Raw genomic sequence first — 22,014 nt, 5'->3', positions numbered from 1 at the left:
TTAGTTGCTTTCCCTACAGTTCATAAAATCCATGTCACTACGACATGGATTTTATTAATGGAGAGTAGTTTGACATTGACTATAATTAGTGTTATTATGAAGAAGTAAATTTTGTCATGAGTAAAATGTTTTATAGATTCACTTTTCGCAAAATGAGATTTACAATTTTGTCGAAAGGAAATAAATATTATGGCAAATGGAACAGTAAAATGGTTTAACGCAGATAAAGGGTTTGGCTTTATCACTTCAGAAGAAGGTAAAGATTTGTTCGCTCACTTCTCAGCAATCCAATCTGATGGATTCAAAACACTTGATGAAGGTCAAAAAGTTGAATTTGATGTTGAAGAAGGTCAACGTGGACCTCAAGCAGTTAATATCACAAAAGCATAATTGTATCTGAAAATCGTGCAAAAGCTGGAGTCATGACTTCAGTTTTTTTATATTCAGTTGCAATTATGAGAGAGTATGATATACTTAGCCAGCAAGAGGAAACTCACACTTCCCATTCATAAATTAGGGGCACTTTAATATAGAGTGGTTTTTTTAATGTTTATTAATTAAAATTAATATTTAAAAGATTTATATAAAAAACCACCTATCACAGCACATAATGATAAGCAGTTTTTGGTGCATGTTCATAGATTAAGAAGTTAATATTTAAAACATACAAATTAATAATACCGTATAGATAGTCTTAAGGTCAAAAATAGAGAGATGTGTTTAATGGAGTACCTTAAACATAAGTGCCAGCAAATGCTGGCTTTTTTTATTTTCTTAGTTATTTGAAGTGCTATAATTATTGGGTGAGTAAATTAAAAAAATGAATCACATCTCTTGAATACGCGTTCTAAAAGTGCTAAATTAAAGTAAGAAAAATATTATAATCTTTAGAAAGAGGTGGCTTATGATTTGGTCATTAATTGTTGGTGCATTAATCGGATTAATCGCTGGTGCGATTACAAAAAAGGGAAGTTCAATGGGATGGATTGCTAATATCTTAGCGGGGTTAGTTGGATCTTTTGTAGGTCAAGCCTTACTTGGAACTTGGGGACCTTCGCTTGCTGGCATGGCGTTAATACCATCCATTGTTGGTGCAGTGATTGTGGTTGCTGTTGTATCTTTCGTCCTATCTAAAATGAATTAATAGATCTTAGGATCTAGAAAGGAGGAGTTTTGGCAACTGGAAAGAAAATAATACTCATTATCCTTGATCTCCTTTTACTTACGCTTGTTCTACCAATGACGTGGGATTATTATAATTTCATGGAATATGATTGGATAAGAACAACCTCTAGTAACATTCCCTTCATAGGTAAATATATGACAGACTATTTGTTTTGGGGGAACATCGTTTTAATAGTCATATTAATTATCGCCTTGATTGTAATCCTTTTTTATCCTCGAACCTATATGGATGTACAACTCACTTCAAATAATGGAGTTTTAACTTTGAAGAAGTCGGCCATTGAAGGATTTGTAGGTGAAAAAGTAAAAGAAAATGATTACCTTAAAAACTCAAAAATCGCTGTTTCACTTTTTAAAAATAAGATAAAAATTGATATAAAAGGTGAGATTATTCCTCGAGTTGAAGTGGCACAAAAAGCTCAAGTTCTGGAACAGGAAATCATTGAAGGGTTAAAAAGTTTCTTTGGATTGGAACATACGGTTAAAATTAAAGTAAAAGTCAATACATTAAGTAAAGATGATAACCATAAACGCCAACGTGTTATGTAGGAGGGATCAATGGATTATTTCGAAAAAAATCGATACCCGATTATAGGGGGAATCGTAGGTGCACTCATTGCTGTGTGTATCTTCACTATTGGATTTTGGAAAATGATTTTGGTTTTATTTTTAATTGGATTAGGAATTTATATTGGTCTATTTTTAAAAAAATCAGGAATCATTGATCAATTTATAAATCGTAAATAACATTATAAAAGGAGAAAATTATGGTACAAGAAAACATGAAAGCATTTGGAACAATGGCAGAAAAAGAAACTCCTAAAACAAAGGAAACCAAACCAGATATTAAAGGATCTTTGACTTATGAAGATAAAGTTGTGCAAAAGATTGTAGGTCTAGCATTAGAATCAGTAGATGGACTTCTTTCTGTAGAAGGTGGGTTCTTCTCAAACTTAACAGGAAAACTTATTAATACTGATGATGTTACAACAGGTGTTGACGTAGAAGTTGGGAAAACACAAGTTGCAGTAGACTTGAAAGTAGTTACAGAATATCGTAAGAATGTGCCTGATATTTATGAAAAAATTAAAGAAGTCATTCGTAAAGAGGTTGCGGCAATGACAGAATTGGAAGTTGTTGAAGTTAACGTAACAGTCACAGATATTAAAACGAAAGAGCAACAAAAAGAAGATGATGTAAGTATTCAAGATCGAGTGACTAGCGCGGCTCAAACAACTGGGAAATTCACCTCTGAACAAGTTGATAAAGTAAAAGACAAAGTAGAAGACAATACAGACAAAGAAGCTAGAGTTAAATAAATTTCTAGATAAATCGTGAGAAATAAATGCCTCTATTATGAGGCTTTTTTAGTAAGTGAGTTCATTTATATAGTTTTTTATTTAGATAGAAGCACCGAGTCAAATAAGTCTAAGGATGACGTTAAGTCAAGTTTTTAGAGTAACAAACGTAGAATTTTAATCTATTTATTTTAAGCACTTACCTTTTCAAATTGATTAGGTGTAAGATACCCTAAACTTTGATGGATTCGTTTTGAATTATAAAAGGCTTCGATGTACCAGAAAATACTCTGATAGGCTTCTTCAAAGTTCTTATATTTAAATTGATACACCCACTCTCTTTTTAAATGTCCATGCCAAGATTCAAGACTGGCATTATGATAAGGGTATCCCCTTCGACTGAAAGAGTGAGTCATCCCATAATACTTAAGCAACTCTTCATACTCTAGACTCGTATACTGGCTTCCTTGGTCAGAATGAAGAATAACAGCTTCTGGATAGTCTTGTGATTTAATGGCCTTATTTAAAGTTCTTTGGGTTCTGTTGCAAAGTCTGAAACTCAAAAACACTATCTCTGACCAACCGTCAATCTAAGCAGGTATTCCCATTAATATTTTGATTTCAGTAGAAACTGAAAAGCCGAAGAGTGTTCCATTTCTGTAGTGACCCCCAAAATATAGACTTTTCAAATCTATATTTCGGAGGTCTTTTCTTATGGTCAAATATTCCATAGAATTAAAACAACGCGTTATTCAAGATTATTTATCTGGCAAGGGAGGCTCTACCTATCTTGCTAAACTGCACAACGTAGGTTCATCTAGTCAGGTTAGACACTGGATTCGCAATTATCGAGCAGAGGGACTTCCTACAGCTCACTCCAAAGTCAATAAAAATTATTCTATGGAGTTGAAAGAAAATGCGGTACAATGTTATTTAACAACTGATTTAACGTATGAAGCTGTGGCAAGAAAATTCGAAATTACTAATTTTACCTTACTTGCAAGCTGGGTTAATCATTTCAAAATTTATGGAGAAGTCCCAATAAGCAAAAAGAGAGGACGTCGTAAAAAACTAGAAAGCATTGCATCGTCTATGACTCAGAAACCAAATGATTCTCAACGAATTAAAGAACTTGAACAAGAATTACGTTATGCGCAAATTGAGGTAGCTTATTTAAAAGGACTTCGGAGATTGGAGAAAAATGCTCTAATGAACAAAAATCAAGACTCATCTACAGTCTCCGTAAAACCTTCAAACTCAAAGAAATCTTGAAAGTTACAGGATTCCCTAAAGCCACTTATTATTATTGGGTTAACTGTTTTGAACGGGTAAACAAAGATGAGCTTATCGAAAAAGAAATGCTTAAAATACGTCAAGAACATGCCAATGCAGGTTATCGTCCAATGAGTGAATTACTTAAGCAACGTGGCTATCACGTCAACCACAAGAAGGTACAGCGCTTAATGAAGAAACTAGGGCTTTGTGTGACGTCTTATTGGCACAAATCACGTAAATATTATTCATATAAAGGAAAAGTAGGGACGGTAGCTAAAAATAAATTACACAGACGATTCAGAACTTCCATTCCTCATCAAAAAATCACAACAGATACGACAGAATTCAAATATTATGAAGATGGAATTCAGAAAAAGTGTTATCTCAATCCTTACATTGATTTATTTAATAGCGAGGTGATTAGTTATCATATCTCTAAACAACCCTCTTATCAATCCATTGATATTGCTCTAAATCAAGCCTTAGCTGTGACATCTGATTGTCCTTATCGACGTACTTTCCACTCAGATCAAGGATGGGGATACCAAATGAGAGACTATGTTTCTAAATTAAAATCTCATAGAATTTTTCAGTCTATGAGCCGTAAAGGAAACTGTCATGATAATTCAGTTATGGAGAATTTCTTTGGGCTACTTAAACAAGAAATTTACTACGGACATATCTTCTCGTCTTTCGAAGAACTTGAACAGGTTATTGTGATCTGGATTAGGTACTATAATACAAAACGAATCAAACAAAAATTGAACTGGATGAGTCCAATTCAATTTCGCTTGAATTACCAAAACAATTAAAAAAATCCAAGTATTTCTGCTTGGATAAAAAGTCTAACTTTTGGGGTACACATCAGTTAACGGTTCTTAGAACATTATACTGCCACCGACTTTTAATCGGCTACACTAGGACTTGTTAGCGCAACTCCTTTTTCTCTACCCTTATTTTATCACAACTTCGTTTTTTTGTCATCTCGTTTAATTAAGAAAGATAAACACTCTAATCTTCTCATATTTCTCAACTTTTCAAGGCTAATCGGACAATTCATTAAATTGACTTAAAATAACTATTAAAAACTTTCGTTTTAATTATCAAGATATAAAAAGTTATTGGTAGTATGTCAGTAACTCATACTCGATTTCCATCAAATGTGACTATTTTATTTTACTTCATTTTTAGCGGCAAACAAATCATTTAATGCTTCAGTCATGGTTGGATGAGTGTAAATTTTGTCACGCAATAATGTGTAAGGCAAGCCTACTTCAATTGCAAGACTTATGAGATTAATTGTTTCATAAGATTCTTCTGCGTAAATTGTAATACCAAGAATTTTGTCTGTCTCTGGATCAACCAAAGCTTTGAGTAAGCCTTTAGACTGATTCAATACAGCTGATTTTGGAATGGCTGTCGCAGAAAGTTTGAAGAGACGGTAATCGATGCCCGCTGCTTTAGCATCTTTTTCATTAAGGCCAACTTTAGACAAGGCAGGTGTGATAAACACAGAGGTTGGTACATTTTTGCGGTCAGACAGACTCCGCTTACCATCTCCATAAAGGTTATTACTTACAATACGGAAATCATCAAGGGAAGTGTAAGTAAATTGTAAACCGCCATGCACATCCCCAAGTGCCCATACATTTTGAACAGTGGTTTCAAGTTTATCGTTGACCACAATTTCTCCACGTTGACCAAGTTGAATATTAGTGTTTTCAAGTCCAAGTCCATCAGTATTGGGTTTGCGACCTGTTGCAACCAAAATTTTATCTGATAAGATTGAAACTTTTTTGCCTTCTTTATTTATTATTTCAACGCTATTGTCAGTAATAGCATCAATCTTCACGCCAAGCTTAAAGATAATCCCCCTAGATTCAAGGTCGGAACGAACCAACTTCGAAATATCTTCATCATCACGAGGAAGGAAGTTATCGAAAATATCAAGAACTGTTACTTTTGATCCATAACTTGCAAACATTGAAGCAAATTCAAGACCAATATAACCAGAACCAATAATCGTCAAATGTTCAGGAAGCTGCTTCAAATCCATTAATTCAGTTGAAGTCACAACATTTCTACTGTCCACAAGTCCAGGAATTGGTGGCAAGACAGGTGTCGCGCCAGTATTGATAAAGATACGTTCTCCAATTAGTTGTGCAATGACTTCACCTTCAGCATCCATCACTTCGATTTCGTGATCAGAGACAAATTTTGCTTTGCCATCAATAACTTCAGCTGTTGCTTCATCCGCAATCATGTGATAATTTTTTAGATTCAAATTACCTGTAAGCATCGCTTTTTTTTCTGCAGCTTCTGTGAATTTCAAACCTTTTTCACCGTTGACAATCAAAAATTTTGATGGAATACAGCCGATGTTGATACAAGTCCCACCATACATTAGAGTTGATTGTTCAATAACGACAACACTTTCTCCTTTTCCAGCAAGAAATTTGGCCAAGGTCTTTCCACCTTTACCAAAACCAACAACGATATTTTTTACGTCTATTTTTTTCATTTAAAAATCTCCAAATTTTAGTTTTGAACTAACTTATTATCCACGATAGATTTACCACAGCACCGAAGCTTTTAATTTTTTCAGTAGCTAGTTCATCAAATATTATTTTCATTTAATTTGCCTGTTTACCTATTGCTTCAAAGCTCTTCAAGAACTTTTGCTGTACTCATGGTGCGATCTGCAACAAATCCAAAATTTGTTATTGCTGCATCATAGGCTTCTTGACCAGGTGCTCCTGTTGCGTCAGCTGCAACGTGAACGTGAAAACCTGATTCTACAAGTTCACGCAAGTGTGAATCTACACAGAGATTTGCGTTCATTCCAGCCAAGATAACAGTATCAATGCCGTTTTTACGGAGTTGAAGCGCCAAGTCATTTGATTCGGGACCGAAGATTTTGTGGGGGCTTGTGATGATAGTATTTTCATTCAAGTAAGGTTTGAGTTCCTCCACGAAGTCTGCTCCTGAACCTTTCACTGTTTCTTGATACTGGTTTTCACGATGGAACATTTTATTATTCAACATCATTTGTTCGCCTTGACCACCAAATTTCCAGTTTTGGTCATGGTCGTAAAAGTAATGTGGTGAAATAAAGATTTTATAGCCTTTTGCTTTAGCATGTTTGAAGAGTTCTGTAAGATTCTCAGTGGTATGATATTTTTTGAGGATATCTTTTGTTAGACCATAGCCTGCACCTTTTGGTTTGAGGAATTCGACTTGTGGGTCTGTAACGACGAATGCTGTATTTTTGTTATTAAACATTTTGTTCTCCTTTAAATATAAAATTTTTATGATAATTCTGCAATGAGTTGCTTAAGTATCCCCTTACCAAGAACATCTATGAATGTTTGACAACTGTGCCATCTTTTTTGAACATCGGCAATGGGATACTCTCTCCGAATAGCATCGGCTTGCAAAATCTTGACTTTTTCTTTAGATTAAACTGCTGACATAAAGATTTACGTCGTATCACAGCAGTAGGCGGGTCAGGACCTGATCCTATAACTATCATATCCAATTTTTTCATTATTTTTCTCCCACTTTTTCAAAACTAGTTTTTAATAAATCAAAATTTGATTCCAGAACATTTAAATCTTGATTTACTTTCAAGAGTACAAGACTTCCTTGAATTTGAGCAATAATTGCATGCGCTACAGGAAGATTTTGTTTCACCAGCAGTCCTGTTAAAGCTGATAGATTTTCCGCAATTTTTTTTTGTAAATCTGAAAATAGTTGTTCAAGAGGTTTTCTAAAATCCTCATCTAGGGCGGAAAGCTCAACAACGAGATTACCTACAGGACAGCCGTAGTATATTTTTTTTTGCACATGATAACTGTAAATCCAATCCAGCATCTCTTTCAAGTTTGCCAGTGGACTTTCATCTCTCGATAGGATTCCATTTAGCAAATGTTTTTGCCAAGTTTTAACATGATTATCGATGACTGCTAGGGTAGCTTCTTTTTTTGAATCAAAGTAATAATAGAATTGCCCTTTGCCTGTCGCAGTTTCATCTAAAATATCATTAATAGAAGTCCCTGTATAACCTTTTTTATATATAAGCTGTTCTGTAGCCGTCAATATCTTTTCTTTTGTATTTCTCAAGTTGTACACCTCCATATTTTTAGAAACACATGGTTAGATTAGATTGTATCTAACAACATTGTTTTGTACCACTTGGTACAATTATATTAACATATTCTTTTTTGAAATACAAACATTTTGTACCGAATAGTACAAAACATATCATTAACTGTGTCCTAGTATAAAAAATGATTTTGTTGTTGAACCTTATCATTTTGGGTTCTGTTGCAAAGTTTTCCAAAAAATCTATTTTAGTGTAAAATCGAGAAAAAAGACAGAGAGGACAGAGTAATGAATCATTTTAAAGGCAAACAATTCCAAAAAGACGTCATTATTGTCGCTGTTGGTTACTACCTGCGTTACAATCTAAGCTATCGTGAAGTTCAGGAATTGTTATATGATCGTGGAATAAATGTTTGTCATACTACGATTTATCGTTGGGTGCAAGAGTACAGCAAAGTCCTCTATGATCTTTGGAAGAAGAAAAATAGACAATCCTTCTATTCATGGAAAATGGACGAAACCTATATCAAAATTAAGGGACGTTGGCATGATCTTTATCGTGCAATTGATGCGGACGGCTTAACCTTAGATATCTGGTTACGAAAGAAACGGGATACGCAAGCAGCCTATGCTTTCTTAAAACGACTCCATAAACAGTTTGGTGAGCCGAAAGCAATTGTGACCGATAAAGCACCTTCTCTTGGCTCCGCCTTTAGAAAGTTACAGAGTGTGGGTTTATATACTAAGACAGAGCACCGAACGGTGAAGTATCTTAACAATTTAATAGAACAAGACCATCGACCTATTAAACGACGAAATAAATTTTATCAAAGTCTCCGTAAAGCCTCTTCCACGATTAAGGGCATGGAGACCCTTCGAGGAATATATAAAAAGAACCGAAGAAATGGAACGCTCTTCGGCTTTTCGGTGTCTACTGAAATCAAGGTATTAATGGGAATAACAGCCTAAGATATTTGGAGTTCAGAGAGGGTGCGTTTGATTTTCAAAATTCGCAACAGAACCAGTCTGACATTGAGTGCTAAAGTTTATATGGTTTGAGCTGTATCCGCAGCACTCACTTCTTTTTCTCGGCGAATATGGTCAACACTTTTTTTAAGATGTCTCGTTCTTCCTTAACTTTAGCCAGTTGTCTTTTTAATTCTAGAAAATCAGCTTTAGAGACGGAGCTTTCATTAGATTTAGAGTAGAGGTCTATCCATTTATAAATTGTTGCAGGGGCCACGTCGTACTCTTTAGACAGCTGGGTGACGGATTGACCAGAATGATAGAAGGCTATAATGGTTTCTTTAAATTCTTTTGAGTAGCGTTTTTTCATGTTTTTGTCCTTTGTCTAAATTATACAATAGTGACTCTAAGATTTAAGGATAACATCAATCTCTTGTTTTTTCCCGAAAAAAGAGTAATATAGAGATATGTTTATTTTTTTAAGTAAAAAATTATTTTAAGGAGGTAAATATACACATGCAAGGAGTTCTTCTCGCGCTTGTTCCAATGTTTGCTTGGGGTTCTATCGGATTTGTAGCTAATAAATTTGGTGGTGATGCTAAACAACAAACACTTGGAATGACTTTGGGCGCTTTTGTTTTTGCACTTATTGTTTTCTTATTCCGCATGCCAACGTTGACATGGCAAATTTTCTTAATTGGATTTATTGGTGGATTGCTTTGGGTAATTGGACAATTTGGTCAGTTTAATTCAATGAAATACATGGGTGTTTCAGTAGCAAGTCCGCTTTCATCAGGGAGTCAATTAGTAATTGGTGGCTTGATTGGGGTTTTTGCTTTCCACGAATGGACAAAACAAATTCAATTTATTCTCGGATTTATTGCGATGGCTGTTTTGGTAGTTGGGTTCTATTTCTCAGCTAAACGTGACCCAGAAAATGCAGTTGTTGAAGAAGGACGTAATTATACTAAAGGATTGACTGCTTTAACTTACTCAACTTTGGGATATGTTATCTATGTTATTCTTTTTAATAACTTAGCAGTACTTTGGTTCAATGTTCATTTTGATGCATTGACAATTATCTTGCCAATGTCAGTTGGAATGATCTTTGGAGCACTTGTGATGGGTCGTTTCAAAATTAAAATGGATAAATATGTTTATGAAAATATGATTGATGGAGCAATGTTTGGTGTAGGTAATATCTTTATGCTTATGGCTGCAAACGCTGCTGGTAACGTAATTGCCTTTTCATTCTCACAATTAGGTGTTATCATTTCAACTATTGGAGGAATTCTCTTCCTTGGTGAAAAGAAAACCAAAAAAGAATTGGTTTATGTTGGAATTGGGATTGTTCTGTTCGTAACAGGTGCAATTTTACTTGCAATTGTAAATTCTAAAGGATAATAAAAAAGCTGTCAGTAAATTGACGGCTTTTTTTGTGAGTTAATTTTCTGACAAGTTTTCTGTCAGTAAAATTTTATAGTTTTTCATTAACGAAATTTACAAAATGATTCCAAAAAACCTTTGGAGCGCTACTACGGGGGACAGTTTTCTTAGCAACCAATGGAATTTGTTCTGCGGTACAATTTGGAAGATAACCTAAACTATCCTTTACTGTAGTAGAAAGTGTGACAAGTTTTTGGTTTTTAGTCACAGTTGCTTCAACTGAGGCTGTTTTTTTCTTACTGAATTTGACTGTCAGTGATTTTGTATCTGCACTACCATCTGTAGCATAAGGAACAGCGGGAGTGATATTTTGTGGAGCAACGAGTTGAACAGATTTTTCTTTTCCATCAGTCACAGCAATTTCTTTAAAATCATCTAAGGATTGATTTTTTTGCACAAGACTGGTCGTACGCCAATGACCATAAACATAGTTCATCAGTTGATTTGTGAGGGTGAAAGGAGTTGAGTTGTCAGCAGCAGGATCTGTAGCTTCTAAAACAACCGTAATGATTCTAAAGCCGTTTTGATTTGTTGTTCCAGCAAAACAGTCAATTTGAAAACTTGTTGAACCTGTTTTCAAGCCATCCACACCAGTTCTTGAAGTAGAAAAACCACTAAGCATTTGATTGGTATTAGTTAACCCGAATTGCTAGTTGATTATTTAGCCATAACTTGATACCCGATAGAATATCTTAAAGTCTCTGGTTCAGTGATTTAGCTGATTTTAACAGTAAAGAATACGCTAAAAGTATCATCTCTAATTTCAATTGAAAACCTTGAGGCGAACGACTTTTACAACGCTCAGCTCCTAGATTTGTCAAAAAAGAAAAAACTCGCTCAATCACTTTTCTACGTTTTGAAAAATTAGGGGAAAAGGATTTTCTTTTGCTTCATGTTCTTCCTGACAGGTGTAATTAGATCAATTCCTTTTAATTCCAGCCTATTAATTCCAGCCTATCATGCAGTGACTGACCTAGATATCCCATATCTCCAAGGACTGTTGGTGTCCCAAATTGACTCAACACTTCCTCGGTCATTGAACTATCAGCCATTGAAGCAGGAGTAATTGTGTAGTCTATGACATAGCCTGATTCACTGACTAAAGCATGACATTTACATCGGTTCTGTTGCAAAGTTTTCCAAAAATAACTCACGGGCTACGGCACATGACTACTCAACAGATTGCCTAAAAATGGCAAAATCAGAATGGCCAGTCCCAAGTACAAGGTCAGCATATTCGCCAACGTATGACTCTCATGACGCCACATGATCCACGCATTCCATAAGAGCAAGAAAGCTTGTAAGGTAAAAATCAGCCCAATCAACAGGATCAGCAACACAAACAACGTTCCACTGATAATGATCAACCAGTGGATATTGCTACCTAAAATTGTAATCGCCAGCATGGTTAAAAACGAATAGAAAAATAGCGAAAACAAAATACCGTTACCTAGGCGAACCTTATCGCGATGATAACGCCAACCAAAAATGGTTCCAAATATAAGTGGTACTAACCAGCCCCAGTAAAACATTTCTGGAACTGGAACCCAAACCGCTGCGTCATTCACATCAATACCCCCGCATTAAGTTTTATTTCAGCTTCCATCATAAAGGACTCCCCGCGGGACTGCAATCAGGAGTCATTACTTCAACTGTTTTTGTTCATTATAGAAATTACGGTAAGCTAAATAGCACGCAATGATTGAACCCAAACTAGTCGCTGATAAGAGCATGAACGTGACCATAATTTGATACTTAATGGCCCGTACTGGATCGACCCCTGCAAAGATCAAACCGGACATCATCCCTGGCAGATTGACTAGACCCACAGTCTTTGCCGAATCAATGGTTGGTGACATCCCCGTACGAATCGCTTCACGCACGATGGCAATCGAAGCATCAAGTAGACCAGCCCCTAACGCCAACCGTTCAAGCACACCTTGCCGCTGGTCATGAAACTGACTATTGAGGCTGCGATAAGCCAGCCCAATTGCGACCATTGAATTCGACGCAATCATACCAGAAATGGGAATCATTTGCGATGGCACAAACTTAATCGCACCAGATAGCACGAGGACGCCGAGTGTTACCCCCGTACTAACAAAAATGGCTAATAACGAAATGGCTAATGCATGGTCAATCCCCGGCCCCCGTTTTTTCGCATTCCAAGCCGCATTGAAGATAATGAAGCCCATCATCGCCAGCGTTAGCCAAAAATTGTTGACTCGGAAAATATACTTTAGCAAGTAACCCACGATAAATAGTTGTACAACAGCCCGCACGACACCAATGACGATGTCCCTATCCAAGCCAAGTTTCTGCCACAAACTAATTCCTAACGCGACGAGCACTAACATTGCCGCCAAAAATAGCGACGTATTATTAACTGATAAATTCATCCGTGTACCTCCAATCTGCCAGCAACCACTTTCGCTAATTGATCTGCCGCAGCAATCTCTGTCGCGTCATGAGTAATCATGATCGTTGTCACGTGATCCTGCTCATTTAACTGTCGTAAACAGGCGTGCACGATTTGCTTATTATTTTCATCCAAACCAGCTGTCACCTCATCTAATAACAATACTTTTGGTAAGAATAAGATGTTGCGAATCAGCGCGACCCGCTGCCGTTCACCACCGGAAAGCTCGATAATCGGCTGATGCAGGGTTTGTTCGGACAGCCCAACATAATTTAACGCCGTTACCACTCGTTGCGTATCCATGACTTGCTTACGAATTTGGTACGGGAAAGCTAAGTTATCTGCCACCGTCTCACCAAATAACGTCGGTTGTTGGAAACAATATGAGACTTGCCGCCGATACATGATTGGGTCATAACTTTCAATCGGCTGCCCATCAAAATTCAAGGTCCCACTTGTTTTAGAAATCATGGCCGAAATGATCCGTAATAACGTACTTTTCCCACCACCGGATGGTCCCGTCAATGTAATATGAGCCCCAGCTGGAATCTGCCAATCAACATCATGTAAAATATGTTGATCAGCGATTTGATAATTAACTTTTTCTAAACTAATCAATGAATTCATATGCCCACCCCCGAATATTAATTTATAATCATTATAATCTGACTGTTAGGCAAATTTCAAACAATCCTCCTCAGTTATCCTGTGTCTTTCCACATGCTATTATGGAGGTTAACACAGTTCACAGAAAAACGAGGTCAAAATCAAACTTCGCAACAGAAGCAGATTTCTTGTCTAACAATTATGGAGCACTTTAGGTTCCCTGTGCTTTTTTATTTGTTCAAAAACAGCAACCGTAATTTGTTTTTTCCCAGTACTATAGCTAACTTAAATGTACTTTTCATTAGCCAACGTTAAAATTCGTCTTATACTAAAATTTAATTGTTTAAATGTGATAATCAATGTGATATTATTATTATATGACAACAATGGTTGTTAACAACGTTTAAATTATTCGTATACTTATTCGTATACTTATTCGTATACTATCAAAAATGGAGGAATAGATATTGAAAAAAAATCGCTATGTTGTTGCGTTTGCAGGTGTCATGTTTCATTTAATGATTGGTTCCGTTTATGCTTGGAGTGTTTTTACTAATCCAATTGCAAAACAAAATGGTTGGGCAGAATCCTCAGTCGCTCTTGCATTTAGTATCGCTATTTTCTTCTTGGGAATGTCAGCCGCCTTTATGGGCAAAGTCGTTGAAAAAATAGGCCCTAGACTAACGGGAACTATTGCTAGCTTTCTTTACGGAACTGGAACCATTATGAGTGGTTGGGCTATCCATCAAAATTCAATTTGGCTATTATATCTCTCATATGGTGTCATAGGCGGCTTAGGACTGGGAGCAGGATACGTTACCCCTGTATCAACAATTATTAAATGGTTTCCAGACAAACGCGGTTTAGCAACGGGGTTAGCTATTATGGGATTTGGTTTTGCAGCAATGCTGACTGGTCCTGTTGCTCAACAGCTAATGGCTAGTGTTGGTCTTGAACAAACATTCTATCTCTTAGGAACATTTTATTTTGTTATTATGCTGCTCGCTGCACAGTTTATTGTTCGTCCAAATCTGCCACTATCAAGCACTACTGAAAATAGCATTTCTCAAAAAAAGGGAACACGTCTAACCCGAGGACCGGAGCTAACAGCTAACCAAGCCCTCAAAACTAAATCCTTCACTTTTCTTTGGATAATGTTATTTATCAATATTACATGCGGGATCGGCCTTGTCTCAGCTGCATCCCCTATGGCTCAAAGTATGACCGGCATGTCTGTCCAAACAGCCGCAATTATGGTTGGAATCATAGGCCTTTTCAATGGCTTTGGACGTTTGATATGGGCAACTTTGTCTGATTATATCGGGCGCCCTGCTACTTTCAGTGCCATTTTTATTCTCGATATTGTAATGCTTTCAGCCATGCTCATCTTCAAATTACCGCTCCTATTTGTCATTGCATTATGCTTGTTGATGTCTTGTTATGGAGCAGGCTTTTCTGTCATCCCAGCCTACTTAGGTGATGTCTTTGGTACTAAAGAATTAGGAGCTGTTCATGGATATGTACTGACAGCATGGGCTGCTGCCGGAGTTGTTGGACCATTACTATTATCATTAACACATCAACTGTTCCACAATTATACTTTGACATTAGCTGCCTTTATTTTGATTGATCTATTGGCGCTGCTAATCTCATTCTGTATACAACGAGATTTCATTAAAGCCAGCAAATTAATAAAAAGCAAATCATAAAAAACTACTTTAAAGCGCATTAAATTATTAAAAACTAAGACAAAATTGCATAAAAAAGAGTCTAAAACAGCATGAGCCGTAAAGTGCAACACAAAAGTTAGACAAAATTGAATATTTTTAAACTGCTAAGGCATGTTCCCTGTATTCGCAGGGAGTCATGCCTTTTGTTTTCTGTGATATTCGTCGATTGTTAAACCGGTTCTGTTGCAAAGTTTTTCAAAAAATCTATTTTAGTGTAAAATTGAGAAAAAAGACAGAGAGGACAGAGTAATGAATCATTTTAAAGGCAAACAATTCAAAAAAGACTTCAATATTGTCGCTGTTGGTTACTACCTGCGTTACAATCTAAGCTATCGTGAAGTTCAGGAATTGTTATATGATCGTGGAATAAATGTTTGTCATACTACGATTTATCGTTGGGTGCAAGAGTACAGCAAAGTCCTCTATGATCTTTGGAAGAAGAAAAATAGACAATCCTTCTATTCATGGAAAATGGACGAAACCTATATCAAAATTAAGGGACGTTGGCATGATCTTTATCGTGCAATTGATGCGGACGGCTTAACCTTAGATATCTGGTTACGAAAGAAACGGGATACGCAAGCAGCCTATGCTTTCTTAAAACGACTCCATAAACAGTTTGGTGAGCCGAAAGCAATTGTGACCGATAAAGCACCTTCTCTTGGCTCCGCCTTTAGAAAGTTACAGAGTGTGGGTTTATATACTAAGACAGAGCACCGAACGGTGAAGTATCTTAACAATTTAATAGAACAAGACCATCGACCTATTAAACGACGAAATAAATTTTATCAAAGTCTCCGTAAAGCCTCTTCCACGATTAAGGGCATGGAGACCCTTCGAGGAATATATAAAAAGAACCGAAGAAATGGAACGCTCTTCGGCTTTTCGGTGTCTACTGAAATCAAGGTATTAATGGGAATAACAGCCTAAGATATTTGGAGTTCAGAGAGGGCGCGTTTGATTTTCAAACTTCGCAACAGAACCTATTCAGGAATAAAGAAAATTTTTCACCAATATTTATAGTATATATCTATCCGAAAAAGAATAGTTTTCTTGAAAGATATTCCTCTTCTACTACTAGGGTATTTATTTCCTTTTTTATGATATAATTCTTAGTGGCGCACCTTTCTGATGCAGTATTGCCTTAGAAGGGAGGTGAGTCTATGCTCATAACAATCTTCGTATCAGTTGTCGCTCCAATAGTGGTTGGAGTAATCCTTGAGCTGGTCAAGGACTGGTTAAAAAACCGACATAAGCGCCTTTAATCCACTATTCGTCCCTTTGCCAGAGGGGCGTTTTTTTATAGTAATAAACAATAAAAAAACCGAGGGAATTTGCCAGCCCTCGGTTTAAATGGTGAGAATATACTCACAACAATCTTCGTTAAATAAATTATACTTTTATTTATTTAGTTTGTCAACTTACTTAGTTTATTTTTAATCAGTATTATTTTAAAACTTTATTATTCGTGATATTGTATGATTGCAGATTAATAAATCTCTCACCATTTACTATGTTAAACCTATAGTCGCTCAAAAATCTGGGGCTGAATTTAAAAAAGTTTCTACTATTAAGTGTATCATAATGTACTTGCTATATTACTATATTTTTTAATGATCATTCATTTAGAAATCAACACTTTTACTTTTTTATTGCACCAAACCTTCTTTTTTGAGTTGCAATACTGATTCCAGTTTTTCGTTCAATCATCTTATAAGTCATTCCTTGTTGCTTTAACTCATGAGCAAATTGAATTTGTTCTTCGGTAAATTTTTGAGGACGCCCTTCTTTAAAATTTGGATCGTGAATTTTGCAACAGAACCGTTTTGTCTAATTACGGTACACTCAAAATTAACACTAATTTTTTTATACACTATAAAGCTGTCATTTTTCTAGATAAATGGCATAAATTTTCAGCGCTAAGTGACAAAAGCAACTAATTTTGGAGATAGATTTTTAAATATCTCAATCTATCTCCAAAATTAGTTGCTTTTGTAGATATAGTTGACTATGAATATGACAAATAATTAGAAAAAACTGTGCCAATTAAATATAAAAATGACAGGTGGTAGAGAGGGCTTAAACTTTCAGCAAATAGCTAAAATTATTTTTTCTTATCCAAGTTATGATGAACAACAAGTGATTGGATTATTTTTTGAAAAAATAAATGACACTATCACTCTTCATCAACGTAAGTTAGATTTGTTGAAAGAACAGAAAAAAGGCTTTTTACAAAAGATGTTTGTTTAGGGTCTAAAATTAGATAATAGCCCCTAAGAAATCAAATAAAAACAGACCCTATAATCCAAATTCTAGATTATAGGGGCTGTTTTTTATTTTAATGATATAATAACCCTAAAAGGAGTAGACTAATGAATAGATTTTTTAAACCCATTAAATATTTAGGGATCTTGACGGTTGTTATTGTTATTTCGGTTCTTATTGTCGGCGGAGCTGAACGGTCTTTTCACAACCTCTATCCTCGATCTTTTTGGTCATACACTTCTTTGACGTTGATAAATTGATCAAGTATTGGATTTTCTCCTTTTAGGTCAGCTTCGAAACGGATACCGTCAATATTGATTCTGGCGTTACGGTAGTAGTCAGTTCCTAGTTGTCCCCATGCAGGAGTTGAGGCATCGACATTGCAGAAGATATCAAATCCTTGTTGTTTCAAGTAAGCAAATTTTTGATTTGCTTCAGAATAAGGTTGCCAATCGTTGATGTCAGCGCCAAATGGGTAGATCAAAATATTTGTTTTGCCTAAAATAGGTGCAACTTCATTTTGCCAACGTTCATTATCTTGTTGGATATCGGCTAAAGAAGCTTGTGTCATATTCAAGTGTCCCCAAGTATGAGAAGCAAAACTCCAACCATCTTTCTTTAATTGATCAGCAACTTTTTTGGCTGCTTCGATTTCTTTGTTTGTTTTTTCGTTATCACCATATTCTGATTTTGATGTACGGTAACCTAATACACCATTATAGCCTGTTAAAGCTAATGTTCCTTTGGCGCCTTGATAAGAAAAATCGGGATGTTTTTTAATGAATGAATCGATCAATGGAACCATATCATAGTCACCAACAGTTTCCTTCTTATTGTCGATATAAATATTCTTGATTTGGTTCTGTTTATCGACAATCAACTTACTTGGAAATCCTGAATTGTCCATGTATTCATAATAGCTGACATCGTCTTGCGAAAGAATTAACGGTTTCTTTCCTTCTGGAAGAGAAACACCTGTAAAGGTCAGTTTTCCATCTGTTCCTTTTTTGACTAATCCATTTAGATTAACAAGAACATAGTTATTTTTATATAACTGATCAATGGTTTTATTGAATTCGGAAATAGTGACCATATAATCTTTATACCCTTGTGCTTGCTGGGTATGAAAAGCCTTAGCTGGATCAACAATCAGACTATGAAAAAAGACGTGTGAGATTTTGGTCGGGTCTTCCCATTTTACCAAGGATTCTTTTTCTTTTTTCAAAGTTGCTAACAATTGTTGCGCTTCTTTGGCGTCGTCTTTTTCAAGTAAGGCGATGGCTTCATCATAATGATAACTTGCAGCAAGCTGTTTTGCTTGATCAAGCTGTTTCGTCGTTTGTTTATCTTCAACAGGTTTTGAGCTGCTGCTTGAGTGTTGAGTTGTTTGACTAGTGTTTTCTAATTTATTGTTTGTTACTGCTTGTGTAACAAAAAAGATACTTACACCTAGAATAATAACAGTGCATACAGAAGTGACAGCCAATATGATTTTGTGTGTATGTTTCATTTTATCGTCCCCTACTACTTTTTGATTTCAAAAACCCCCGTAAGCTTTTCTTAACCTTTTGAAAAACTTCCCATAACCATTGTAACGAATATAGGGTTCTGTTGCAAAGTTTTAAATCTACTATCAAATAAGGTAGAATAATAGAAAAAGATAGCAGGAGGAATGACGATGAATCATTTTAAAGAAAAGCAATTTCAGCAGGATGTGATTATTGTAGCCGTGGGCTACTATCTTCGTTATAACCTTAGCTATCGTGAAGTTCAAGAAATCTTATATGATCGTGGCATTAACGTTTCTCATACGACGATTTATCGTTGGGTGCAAGAATATGGCAAACTACTCTATCAAATTTGGAAAAAGAAAAATAAAAAATCCTTTTATTCATGGAAAATGGATGAAACGTACATCAAAATTAAAGGAAAATGGCATTATTTGTATCGAGCCATCGATGCAGATGGTTTAACCTTGGATATTTGGTTACGTAAAAAACGGGACACACAGGCAGCCTATGCTTTTCTTAAGCGGTTAGTGAAGCAGTTTGATGAACCGAAGGTTGTAGTCACAGATAAAGCCCCCTCTATTACAAGTGCCTTTAAGAAACTAAAAGAATACGGCTTTTATCAAGGGACAGAACATCGTACCATTAAATACCTGAATAATTTGATTGAACAAGACCATCGTCCAGTAAAGAGACGCAATAAATTCTATCGAAGTTTACGCACTGCCTCACCCACGATTAAAGGCATGGAAGCCATTCGAGGATTATATAAGAAAACCCGAAAAGAAGGCACTCTCTTCGGCTTTTCGGTGTCTATTGAAATCAAGGTATTAATGGGAATAACAGCCTAAATCATAGATACCGTAAGGGATTTTATTCTTTATTTAAAACTTTGCAACAGAACCTAAAGTTATTTATGAACACTGATTTAAGCTAAGCTGCCGATATCACAATCTCATCATGCACTAAATCAGCCTTCAAGTTTTTGACATCTAAGTGGTCAAGGTAGAAATCCGTTACCTTATCACGAATTTGTTGTTCAATTACTCGCCGTAATGGCCGCGCACCCATTGCTTCATCATAGCCTTGTTCCATCAGCCAATCTTTGGCCGCTTTAGTTACCTCAAGTTTGATGGATTTTTTGGCTAAAGTTTTTTGTACATCCGCCAACATCAAATCGACAATTTGACTTAAGTCTTGCTTAGTCAGATGTGAAAATTCCACGATTCCATTAAAACGGTTCAGAAATTCTGGGCGGAAAAATGGTGCTAACTTATCCATTAATGACTGATCTCGTTGCTTGTCACCACTTAATGCTTCATTACCAAAGCCAGCATTAGAAGTAGCAATAATAATCGTATTTTTGAAATTAATGACATTGCCTTGTCCATCCGTTAAGCGCCCATCATCCATCACTTGTAACAGTAACGTTAATACTTGTGGATCAGCCTTTTCAATTTCATCTAATAATACAATGGAATATGGATTACGCCGAACCCGTTCAGTTAGAGTATTAGCATTATCTTCATAACCTACGTATCCAGCCGAGGTACCAATTAATTTCGACACAGCTGTACGATCAGCATATTCACTCATATCTAGCCGAATAATCGCATTTTCATTTCCAAACATATCTAAGGCTAATTGCTTAGCTAATTCAGTCTTTCCTACGCCAGTTGGGCCCACAAACAGAAAACTTCCAATCGGCTGATCGCCCTCTGAAAAGCCCGCACGGTTACGCCGAATTGCTTTTGCTACCATTTCAACCGCTTCATCTTGACCGATTACCTTACTTTTCAGACGCTTATCAAGATTTTTCAAGTGCTCAATATCATTAGCGCCCATATCAGAAACTGGGATACCAGTTAAACGTTCAACCGATTGTGCCACATCATCAATCGTGGCAGTGACTTTTTCTTTTTGATCCGTTTTTTTAATTTTTTGCTTGGTTTCCTCGATCGACTTCTTGATATCAGCGGCTTTTGTAAAGTCCTCCGATTTAATGGCGGCCTCCTTAGCTGCCTCTAATTTTTTAAGGCGTTGATCCAATGTCTCAACATCAGTTTGCGAATTTTTAGCCGCTAAATGAGCCGCAGTCATGTCGATCAAATCGATAGCTTTATCTGGCAAAGTGCGCTGTGGTATATATTGGATTGAATAATCCACAGCCGCCTTCAAAACATCATCTGGTAATACAACATGATGATGTTTTTCGTACAGCTCTTTAACACCTTGTAATATACGTAAAGTGTCAGCGGCCGTCGGTTCATTAATCACAACATCATTGAATCGCCGTGCCAAAGCCGCATTTTTCAAAATAGTATTGCGATATTCATCTTGAGTCGTAGCCCCGATTACACTCAGCTCGCCACGTGACAAAGCAGGTTTAATGATATCAGCCAATCCTTTGCCACCATCTTCACCACCAGTGGCACCCGTGCCGAGAATCTGATGAATTTCATCGAAGAATAGAATAATATTACCAGCTGCTTTAACTTCCTCTACCAGCTGTTTAATATTTTCTTCAAAAGAACCGCGATATTGAGTTCCCGCTTCCAAAGACGATAAATCAATCGAATAGATTTCTTTATCTTGAATCGTTTCTGGAACTTTACCAGCCACAATTGCTTGTGCCAGACCTTCGACGACTGCAGTTTTACCTACACCGGCATCACCAACTAAGATTGCATTATTTTTCGTTCTACGACTCAAAATTTCTGCAGTTTCTTGAATCTCTTTCTCACGTCCAATCACTGGATCTAGTAATCCATCACGAGCCTGTTCCGTCAAATTGGTCCCTAACTTTTCTAAAATCCCTCCTTTTTTAACAGCCTGTTTACCATCTTTAGATACTTCTATTGTTTTATTATTTTGGGGTAGCTTACCAGTTGCTCGGTATTGAGCAAACTCATCCGGTGTCAACGATTGTCCATTAACTAAATACCGTGCACGCTCCGAATTTTGATTATCCATGCGCCGAAATAATTGATTGAAAACATCGTCCATATCATTGTTGAAAAAAGGATCATTTCCATTGAAATTTGCCATATTACCACACCTCCATAAAAATTTATATGTGTAACTTAGTGACCATAATAACCTTTAAAACTATAACTGAATTGTATCACAATTTTTATGTGTCGCTAGGTAAAGTGCTTATAGAATCAATTAGAAATAATTAGGATAATTTTGTTTAAACAAAAGAGAAATCA

At 36.2% G+C, this 22,014-nt stretch carries 22 protein-coding genes and 5 pseudogenes; 13 read left to right on the top strand and 14 right to left on the bottom strand.

Annotated elements, in window-relative coordinates; all coding sequences use genetic code 11:
- Window positions 1-189: 189 nt before the first annotated feature.
- From MKX45_RS11875 to MKX45_RS11855, 5 genes are all read left to right on the top strand, one after another.
- Window positions 190-390: a cold-shock protein gene (locus MKX45_RS11875; RefSeq protein WP_011669084.1), complete on the top strand. Its 201-nt coding sequence runs from the start codon at window positions 190-192 to the stop codon at window positions 388-390.
- 514 nt (window positions 391-904) lie between these two features.
- Complete coding sequence (locus tag MKX45_RS11870) at window positions 905-1,144, top strand: GlsB/YeaQ/YmgE family stress response membrane protein (protein ID WP_011835140.1); 240 nt, start codon at window positions 905-907, stop codon at window positions 1,142-1,144.
- A gap of 29 nt (window positions 1,145-1,173) precedes the next feature.
- Window positions 1,174-1,734 carry an alkaline shock response membrane anchor protein AmaP gene (gene amaP, locus MKX45_RS11865; RefSeq protein WP_340817334.1) on the top strand — a complete coding sequence of 187 codons (561 nt, stop codon included), beginning with the start codon at window positions 1,174-1,176 and terminating at the stop codon, window positions 1,732-1,734.
- 9 nt (window positions 1,735-1,743) lie between these two features.
- Window positions 1,744-1,932 carry a DUF2273 domain-containing protein gene (locus MKX45_RS11860; protein WP_015425997.1) on the top strand — a complete coding sequence of 63 codons (189 nt, stop codon included), beginning with the start codon at window positions 1,744-1,746 and terminating at the stop codon, window positions 1,930-1,932.
- A gap of 20 nt (window positions 1,933-1,952) precedes the next feature.
- Entirely contained in the window at window positions 1,953-2,504 is a 552-nt protein-coding gene (locus MKX45_RS11855) for an Asp23/Gls24 family envelope stress response protein (RefSeq protein ID WP_075070551.1), read from the top strand.
- Between the two features lie 170 nt (window positions 2,505-2,674).
- On the opposite strand, the pseudogene MKX45_RS11850 reads toward MKX45_RS11855, so the two are convergent.
- A pseudogene (locus MKX45_RS11850) lies at window positions 2,675-3,019 on the bottom strand (IS3 family transposase); the annotation flags it as partial.
- 178 nt (window positions 3,020-3,197) lie between these two features.
- Between MKX45_RS11850 and MKX45_RS11840 the strand changes: the two are divergent.
- Window positions 3,198-4,570, top strand: a protein-coding gene (locus tag MKX45_RS11840; RefSeq protein WP_340817332.1) for an IS3-like element ISLla3 family transposase whose coding sequence is annotated in 2 segments (ribosomal slippage) — window positions 3,198-3,657 and window positions 3,657-4,570 — 1,374 coding nt in all. Because the reading frame shifts where the segments join, the coding sequence is not laid out codon by codon here.
- 359 nt (window positions 4,571-4,929) lie between these two features.
- Here the strand turns inward: MKX45_RS11840 and MKX45_RS11835 are convergent.
- The 3 genes from MKX45_RS11835 to MKX45_RS11825 all read right to left on the bottom strand — a co-directional run bounded on the left by MKX45_RS11835 (window position 4,930) and on the right by MKX45_RS11825 (window position 7,895).
- Window positions 4,930-6,279 (bottom strand): FAD-dependent oxidoreductase, encoded by a 1,350-nt coding sequence (locus tag MKX45_RS11835; RefSeq protein WP_259771390.1) that lies wholly within the window; start codon window positions 6,277-6,279, stop codon window positions 4,930-4,932.
- A gap of 137 nt (window positions 6,280-6,416) precedes the next feature.
- Window positions 6,417-7,040, bottom strand: coding sequence for a cysteine hydrolase (locus tag MKX45_RS11830; RefSeq protein WP_340817330.1), 624 nt, complete (start codon window positions 7,038-7,040; stop codon window positions 6,417-6,419).
- A 264-nt stretch (window positions 7,041-7,304) separates the two neighbouring features.
- A complete protein-coding gene (locus tag MKX45_RS11825) occupies window positions 7,305-7,895 on the bottom strand; it encodes a TetR/AcrR family transcriptional regulator (protein ID WP_340817329.1) in 591 nt (196 codons plus the stop codon).
- Between the two features lie 255 nt (window positions 7,896-8,150).
- Here MKX45_RS11825 and MKX45_RS11820 point away from each other — a divergent pair, with 255 nt between their 5' ends.
- Window positions 8,151-8,831 carry an IS6 family transposase gene (locus MKX45_RS11820; RefSeq protein ID WP_340817327.1) on the top strand — a complete coding sequence of 227 codons (681 nt, stop codon included), beginning with the start codon at window positions 8,151-8,153 and terminating at the stop codon, window positions 8,829-8,831.
- 80 nt (window positions 8,832-8,911) lie between these two features.
- Here MKX45_RS11820 and MKX45_RS11815 read toward each other — a convergent pair.
- A pseudogene (locus MKX45_RS11815) lies at window positions 8,912-9,198 on the bottom strand (transposase); the annotation flags it as partial.
- A 146-nt stretch (window positions 9,199-9,344) separates the two neighbouring features.
- On the opposite strand from MKX45_RS11815, the gene MKX45_RS11810 reads away from it, so the two are divergent.
- Window positions 9,345-10,232 carry a GRP family sugar transporter gene (locus MKX45_RS11810; RefSeq protein ID WP_340817325.1) on the top strand — a complete coding sequence of 296 codons (888 nt, stop codon included), beginning with the start codon at window positions 9,345-9,347 and terminating at the stop codon, window positions 10,230-10,232.
- Between the two features lie 73 nt (window positions 10,233-10,305).
- Here the strand turns inward: MKX45_RS11810 and MKX45_RS11805 are convergent, their stop codons facing one another.
- The 5 genes and pseudogenes from MKX45_RS11805 to MKX45_RS11785 all read right to left on the bottom strand — a co-directional run bounded on the left by MKX45_RS11805 (window position 10,306) and on the right by MKX45_RS11785 (window position 13,320).
- Entirely contained in the window at window positions 10,306-10,896 is a 591-nt protein-coding gene (locus MKX45_RS11805) for a hypothetical protein (protein WP_340817324.1), read from the bottom strand.
- Between the two features lie 35 nt (window positions 10,897-10,931).
- Window positions 10,932-11,392 (bottom strand): annotated as a pseudogene (locus tag MKX45_RS11800) (transposase); the annotation flags it as partial.
- 42 nt (window positions 11,393-11,434) lie between these two features.
- Window positions 11,435-11,842: pseudogene (locus MKX45_RS11795) on the bottom strand (YdcF family protein); the annotation flags it as partial.
- Between the two features lie 75 nt (window positions 11,843-11,917).
- Window positions 11,918-12,673: an ABC transporter permease gene (locus MKX45_RS11790; RefSeq protein ID WP_340817323.1), complete on the bottom strand. Its 756-nt coding sequence runs from the start codon at window positions 12,671-12,673 to the stop codon at window positions 11,918-11,920.
- Window positions 12,670-13,320, bottom strand: a complete 651-nt coding sequence (locus MKX45_RS11785) for an ABC transporter ATP-binding protein (RefSeq protein ID WP_340817322.1) — start codon at window positions 13,318-13,320, stop codon at window positions 12,670-12,672. The genes MKX45_RS11790 and MKX45_RS11785 overlap by 4 nt, the downstream gene beginning before the upstream one ends.
- A gap of 446 nt (window positions 13,321-13,766) precedes the next feature.
- Between MKX45_RS11785 and MKX45_RS11780 the strand changes: the two genes are divergently transcribed.
- The gene (locus MKX45_RS11780; protein ID WP_340817321.1) at window positions 13,767-15,008 is read left to right on the top strand and encodes an L-lactate MFS transporter; all 1,242 of its coding nucleotides are present in this window, start codon (window positions 13,767-13,769) and stop codon (window positions 15,006-15,008) included.
- Window positions 15,009-15,125: 117 nt separating this feature from the next.
- On the opposite strand, the gene MKX45_RS11775 is transcribed toward MKX45_RS11780, so the two are convergent.
- Window positions 15,126-15,218, bottom strand: a complete 93-nt coding sequence (locus MKX45_RS11775; protein WP_155589725.1) for an IS3 family transposase — start codon at window positions 15,216-15,218, stop codon at window positions 15,126-15,128.
- Window positions 15,219-15,278: 60 nt separating this feature from the next.
- Between MKX45_RS11775 and MKX45_RS11770 the strand changes: the two genes are divergently transcribed.
- Both MKX45_RS11770 and MKX45_RS11765 read left to right on the top strand, forming a co-directional pair.
- Window positions 15,279-15,959 carry an IS6 family transposase gene (locus MKX45_RS11770; protein ID WP_340817319.1) on the top strand — a complete coding sequence of 227 codons (681 nt, stop codon included), beginning with the start codon at window positions 15,279-15,281 and terminating at the stop codon, window positions 15,957-15,959.
- Between the two features lie 233 nt (window positions 15,960-16,192).
- A complete protein-coding gene (locus tag MKX45_RS11765; protein WP_021722009.1) occupies window positions 16,193-16,294 on the top strand; it encodes a type I toxin-antitoxin system Fst family toxin in 102 nt (33 codons plus the stop codon).
- A gap of 376 nt (window positions 16,295-16,670) precedes the next feature.
- Here MKX45_RS11765 and MKX45_RS11760 read toward each other — a convergent pair.
- Window positions 16,671-16,841: pseudogene (locus MKX45_RS11760) on the bottom strand (recombinase family protein); the annotation flags it as partial.
- A gap of 246 nt (window positions 16,842-17,087) precedes the next feature.
- Here MKX45_RS11760 and MKX45_RS11755 point away from each other — a divergent pair.
- Window positions 17,088-17,279 (top strand): restriction endonuclease subunit S, encoded by a 192-nt coding sequence (locus MKX45_RS11755; protein ID WP_340817318.1) that lies wholly within the window; start codon window positions 17,088-17,090, stop codon window positions 17,277-17,279.
- 226 nt (window positions 17,280-17,505) lie between these two features.
- On the opposite strand, the gene MKX45_RS11750 is transcribed toward MKX45_RS11755, so the two are convergent.
- Complete coding sequence (locus MKX45_RS11750; protein WP_340817317.1) at window positions 17,506-18,804, bottom strand: polysaccharide deacetylase family protein; 1,299 nt, start codon at window positions 18,802-18,804, stop codon at window positions 17,506-17,508.
- A gap of 168 nt (window positions 18,805-18,972) precedes the next feature.
- Here MKX45_RS11750 and MKX45_RS11745 point away from each other — a divergent pair, with 168 nt between their 5' ends.
- Window positions 18,973-19,653 (top strand): IS6 family transposase, encoded by a 681-nt coding sequence (locus MKX45_RS11745; protein ID WP_340817316.1) that lies wholly within the window; start codon window positions 18,973-18,975, stop codon window positions 19,651-19,653.
- Window positions 19,654-19,735: 82 nt separating this feature from the next.
- Here the strand turns inward: MKX45_RS11745 and clpL are convergent, their stop codons facing one another.
- Window positions 19,736-21,850: an ATP-dependent protease ClpL gene (gene clpL / locus MKX45_RS11740; protein WP_340817314.1), complete on the bottom strand. Its 2,115-nt coding sequence runs from the start codon at window positions 21,848-21,850 to the stop codon at window positions 19,736-19,738.
- Window positions 21,851-22,014 lie beyond the last annotated feature (164 nt).

Origin of the sequence: Lactococcus sp. FSL W8-0209 (assembly GCF_038006585.1) — a bacterium.
Classification (GTDB): Bacteria; Bacillota; Bacilli; order Lactobacillales; family Streptococcaceae; genus Lactococcus; species Lactococcus lactis.
Note: the sequence above shows the minus strand (reverse complement) of the source record. Positions and strands in the feature narration are given on the sequence as shown.

Bases quoted from the DNA above. Each gene is read 5' to 3' on its own strand.
- MKX45_RS11875 (WP_011669084.1), top strand. From the start codon at position 190: ATGGCAAATGGAACAGTAAAATGGTTTAACGCAGATAAAGGGTTTGGC.
- MKX45_RS11870 (WP_011835140.1), top strand. From the start codon at position 905: ATGATTTGGTCATTAATTGTTGGTGCATTAATCGGATTAATCGCTGGT.
- MKX45_RS11860 (WP_015425997.1), top strand. From the start codon at position 1,744: ATGGATTATTTCGAAAAAAATCGATACCCGATTATAGGGGGAATCGTA.
- MKX45_RS11855 (WP_075070551.1), top strand. From the start codon at position 1,953: ATGGTACAAGAAAACATGAAAGCATTTGGAACAATGGCAGAAAAAGAA.
- MKX45_RS11835 (WP_259771390.1), bottom strand. From the start codon at position 6,279: ATGAAAAAAATAGACGTAAAAAATATCGTTGTTGGTTTTGGTAAAGGT.
- MKX45_RS11830 (WP_340817330.1), bottom strand. From the start codon at position 7,040: ATGTTTAATAACAAAAATACAGCATTCGTCGTTACAGACCCACAAGTC.
- MKX45_RS11825 (WP_340817329.1), bottom strand. From the start codon at position 7,895: ATGGAGGTGTACAACTTGAGAAATACAAAAGAAAAGATATTGACGGCT.
- MKX45_RS11820 (WP_340817327.1), top strand. From the start codon at position 8,151: ATGAATCATTTTAAAGGCAAACAATTCCAAAAAGACGTCATTATTGTC.
- MKX45_RS11810 (WP_340817325.1), top strand. From the start codon at position 9,345: ATGCAAGGAGTTCTTCTCGCGCTTGTTCCAATGTTTGCTTGGGGTTCT.
- MKX45_RS11805 (WP_340817324.1), bottom strand. From the start codon at position 10,896: ATGCTTAGTGGTTTTTCTACTTCAAGAACTGGTGTGGATGGCTTGAAA.
- MKX45_RS11790 (WP_340817323.1), bottom strand. From the start codon at position 12,673: ATGAATTTATCAGTTAATAATACGTCGCTATTTTTGGCGGCAATGTTA.
- MKX45_RS11785 (WP_340817322.1), bottom strand. From the start codon at position 13,320: ATGAATTCATTGATTAGTTTAGAAAAAGTTAATTATCAAATCGCTGAT.
- MKX45_RS11770 (WP_340817319.1), top strand. From the start codon at position 15,279: ATGAATCATTTTAAAGGCAAACAATTCAAAAAAGACTTCAATATTGTC.
- MKX45_RS11765 (WP_021722009.1), top strand. From the start codon at position 16,193: ATGCTCATAACAATCTTCGTATCAGTTGTCGCTCCAATAGTGGTTGGA.
- MKX45_RS11755 (WP_340817318.1), top strand. From the start codon at position 17,088: ATGACAGGTGGTAGAGAGGGCTTAAACTTTCAGCAAATAGCTAAAATT.
- MKX45_RS11750 (WP_340817317.1), bottom strand. From the start codon at position 18,804: ATGAAACATACACACAAAATCATATTGGCTGTCACTTCTGTATGCACT.
- MKX45_RS11745 (WP_340817316.1), top strand. From the start codon at position 18,973: ATGAATCATTTTAAAGAAAAGCAATTTCAGCAGGATGTGATTATTGTA.
- clpL (WP_340817314.1), bottom strand. From the start codon at position 21,850: ATGGCAAATTTCAATGGAAATGATCCTTTTTTCAACAATGATATGGAC.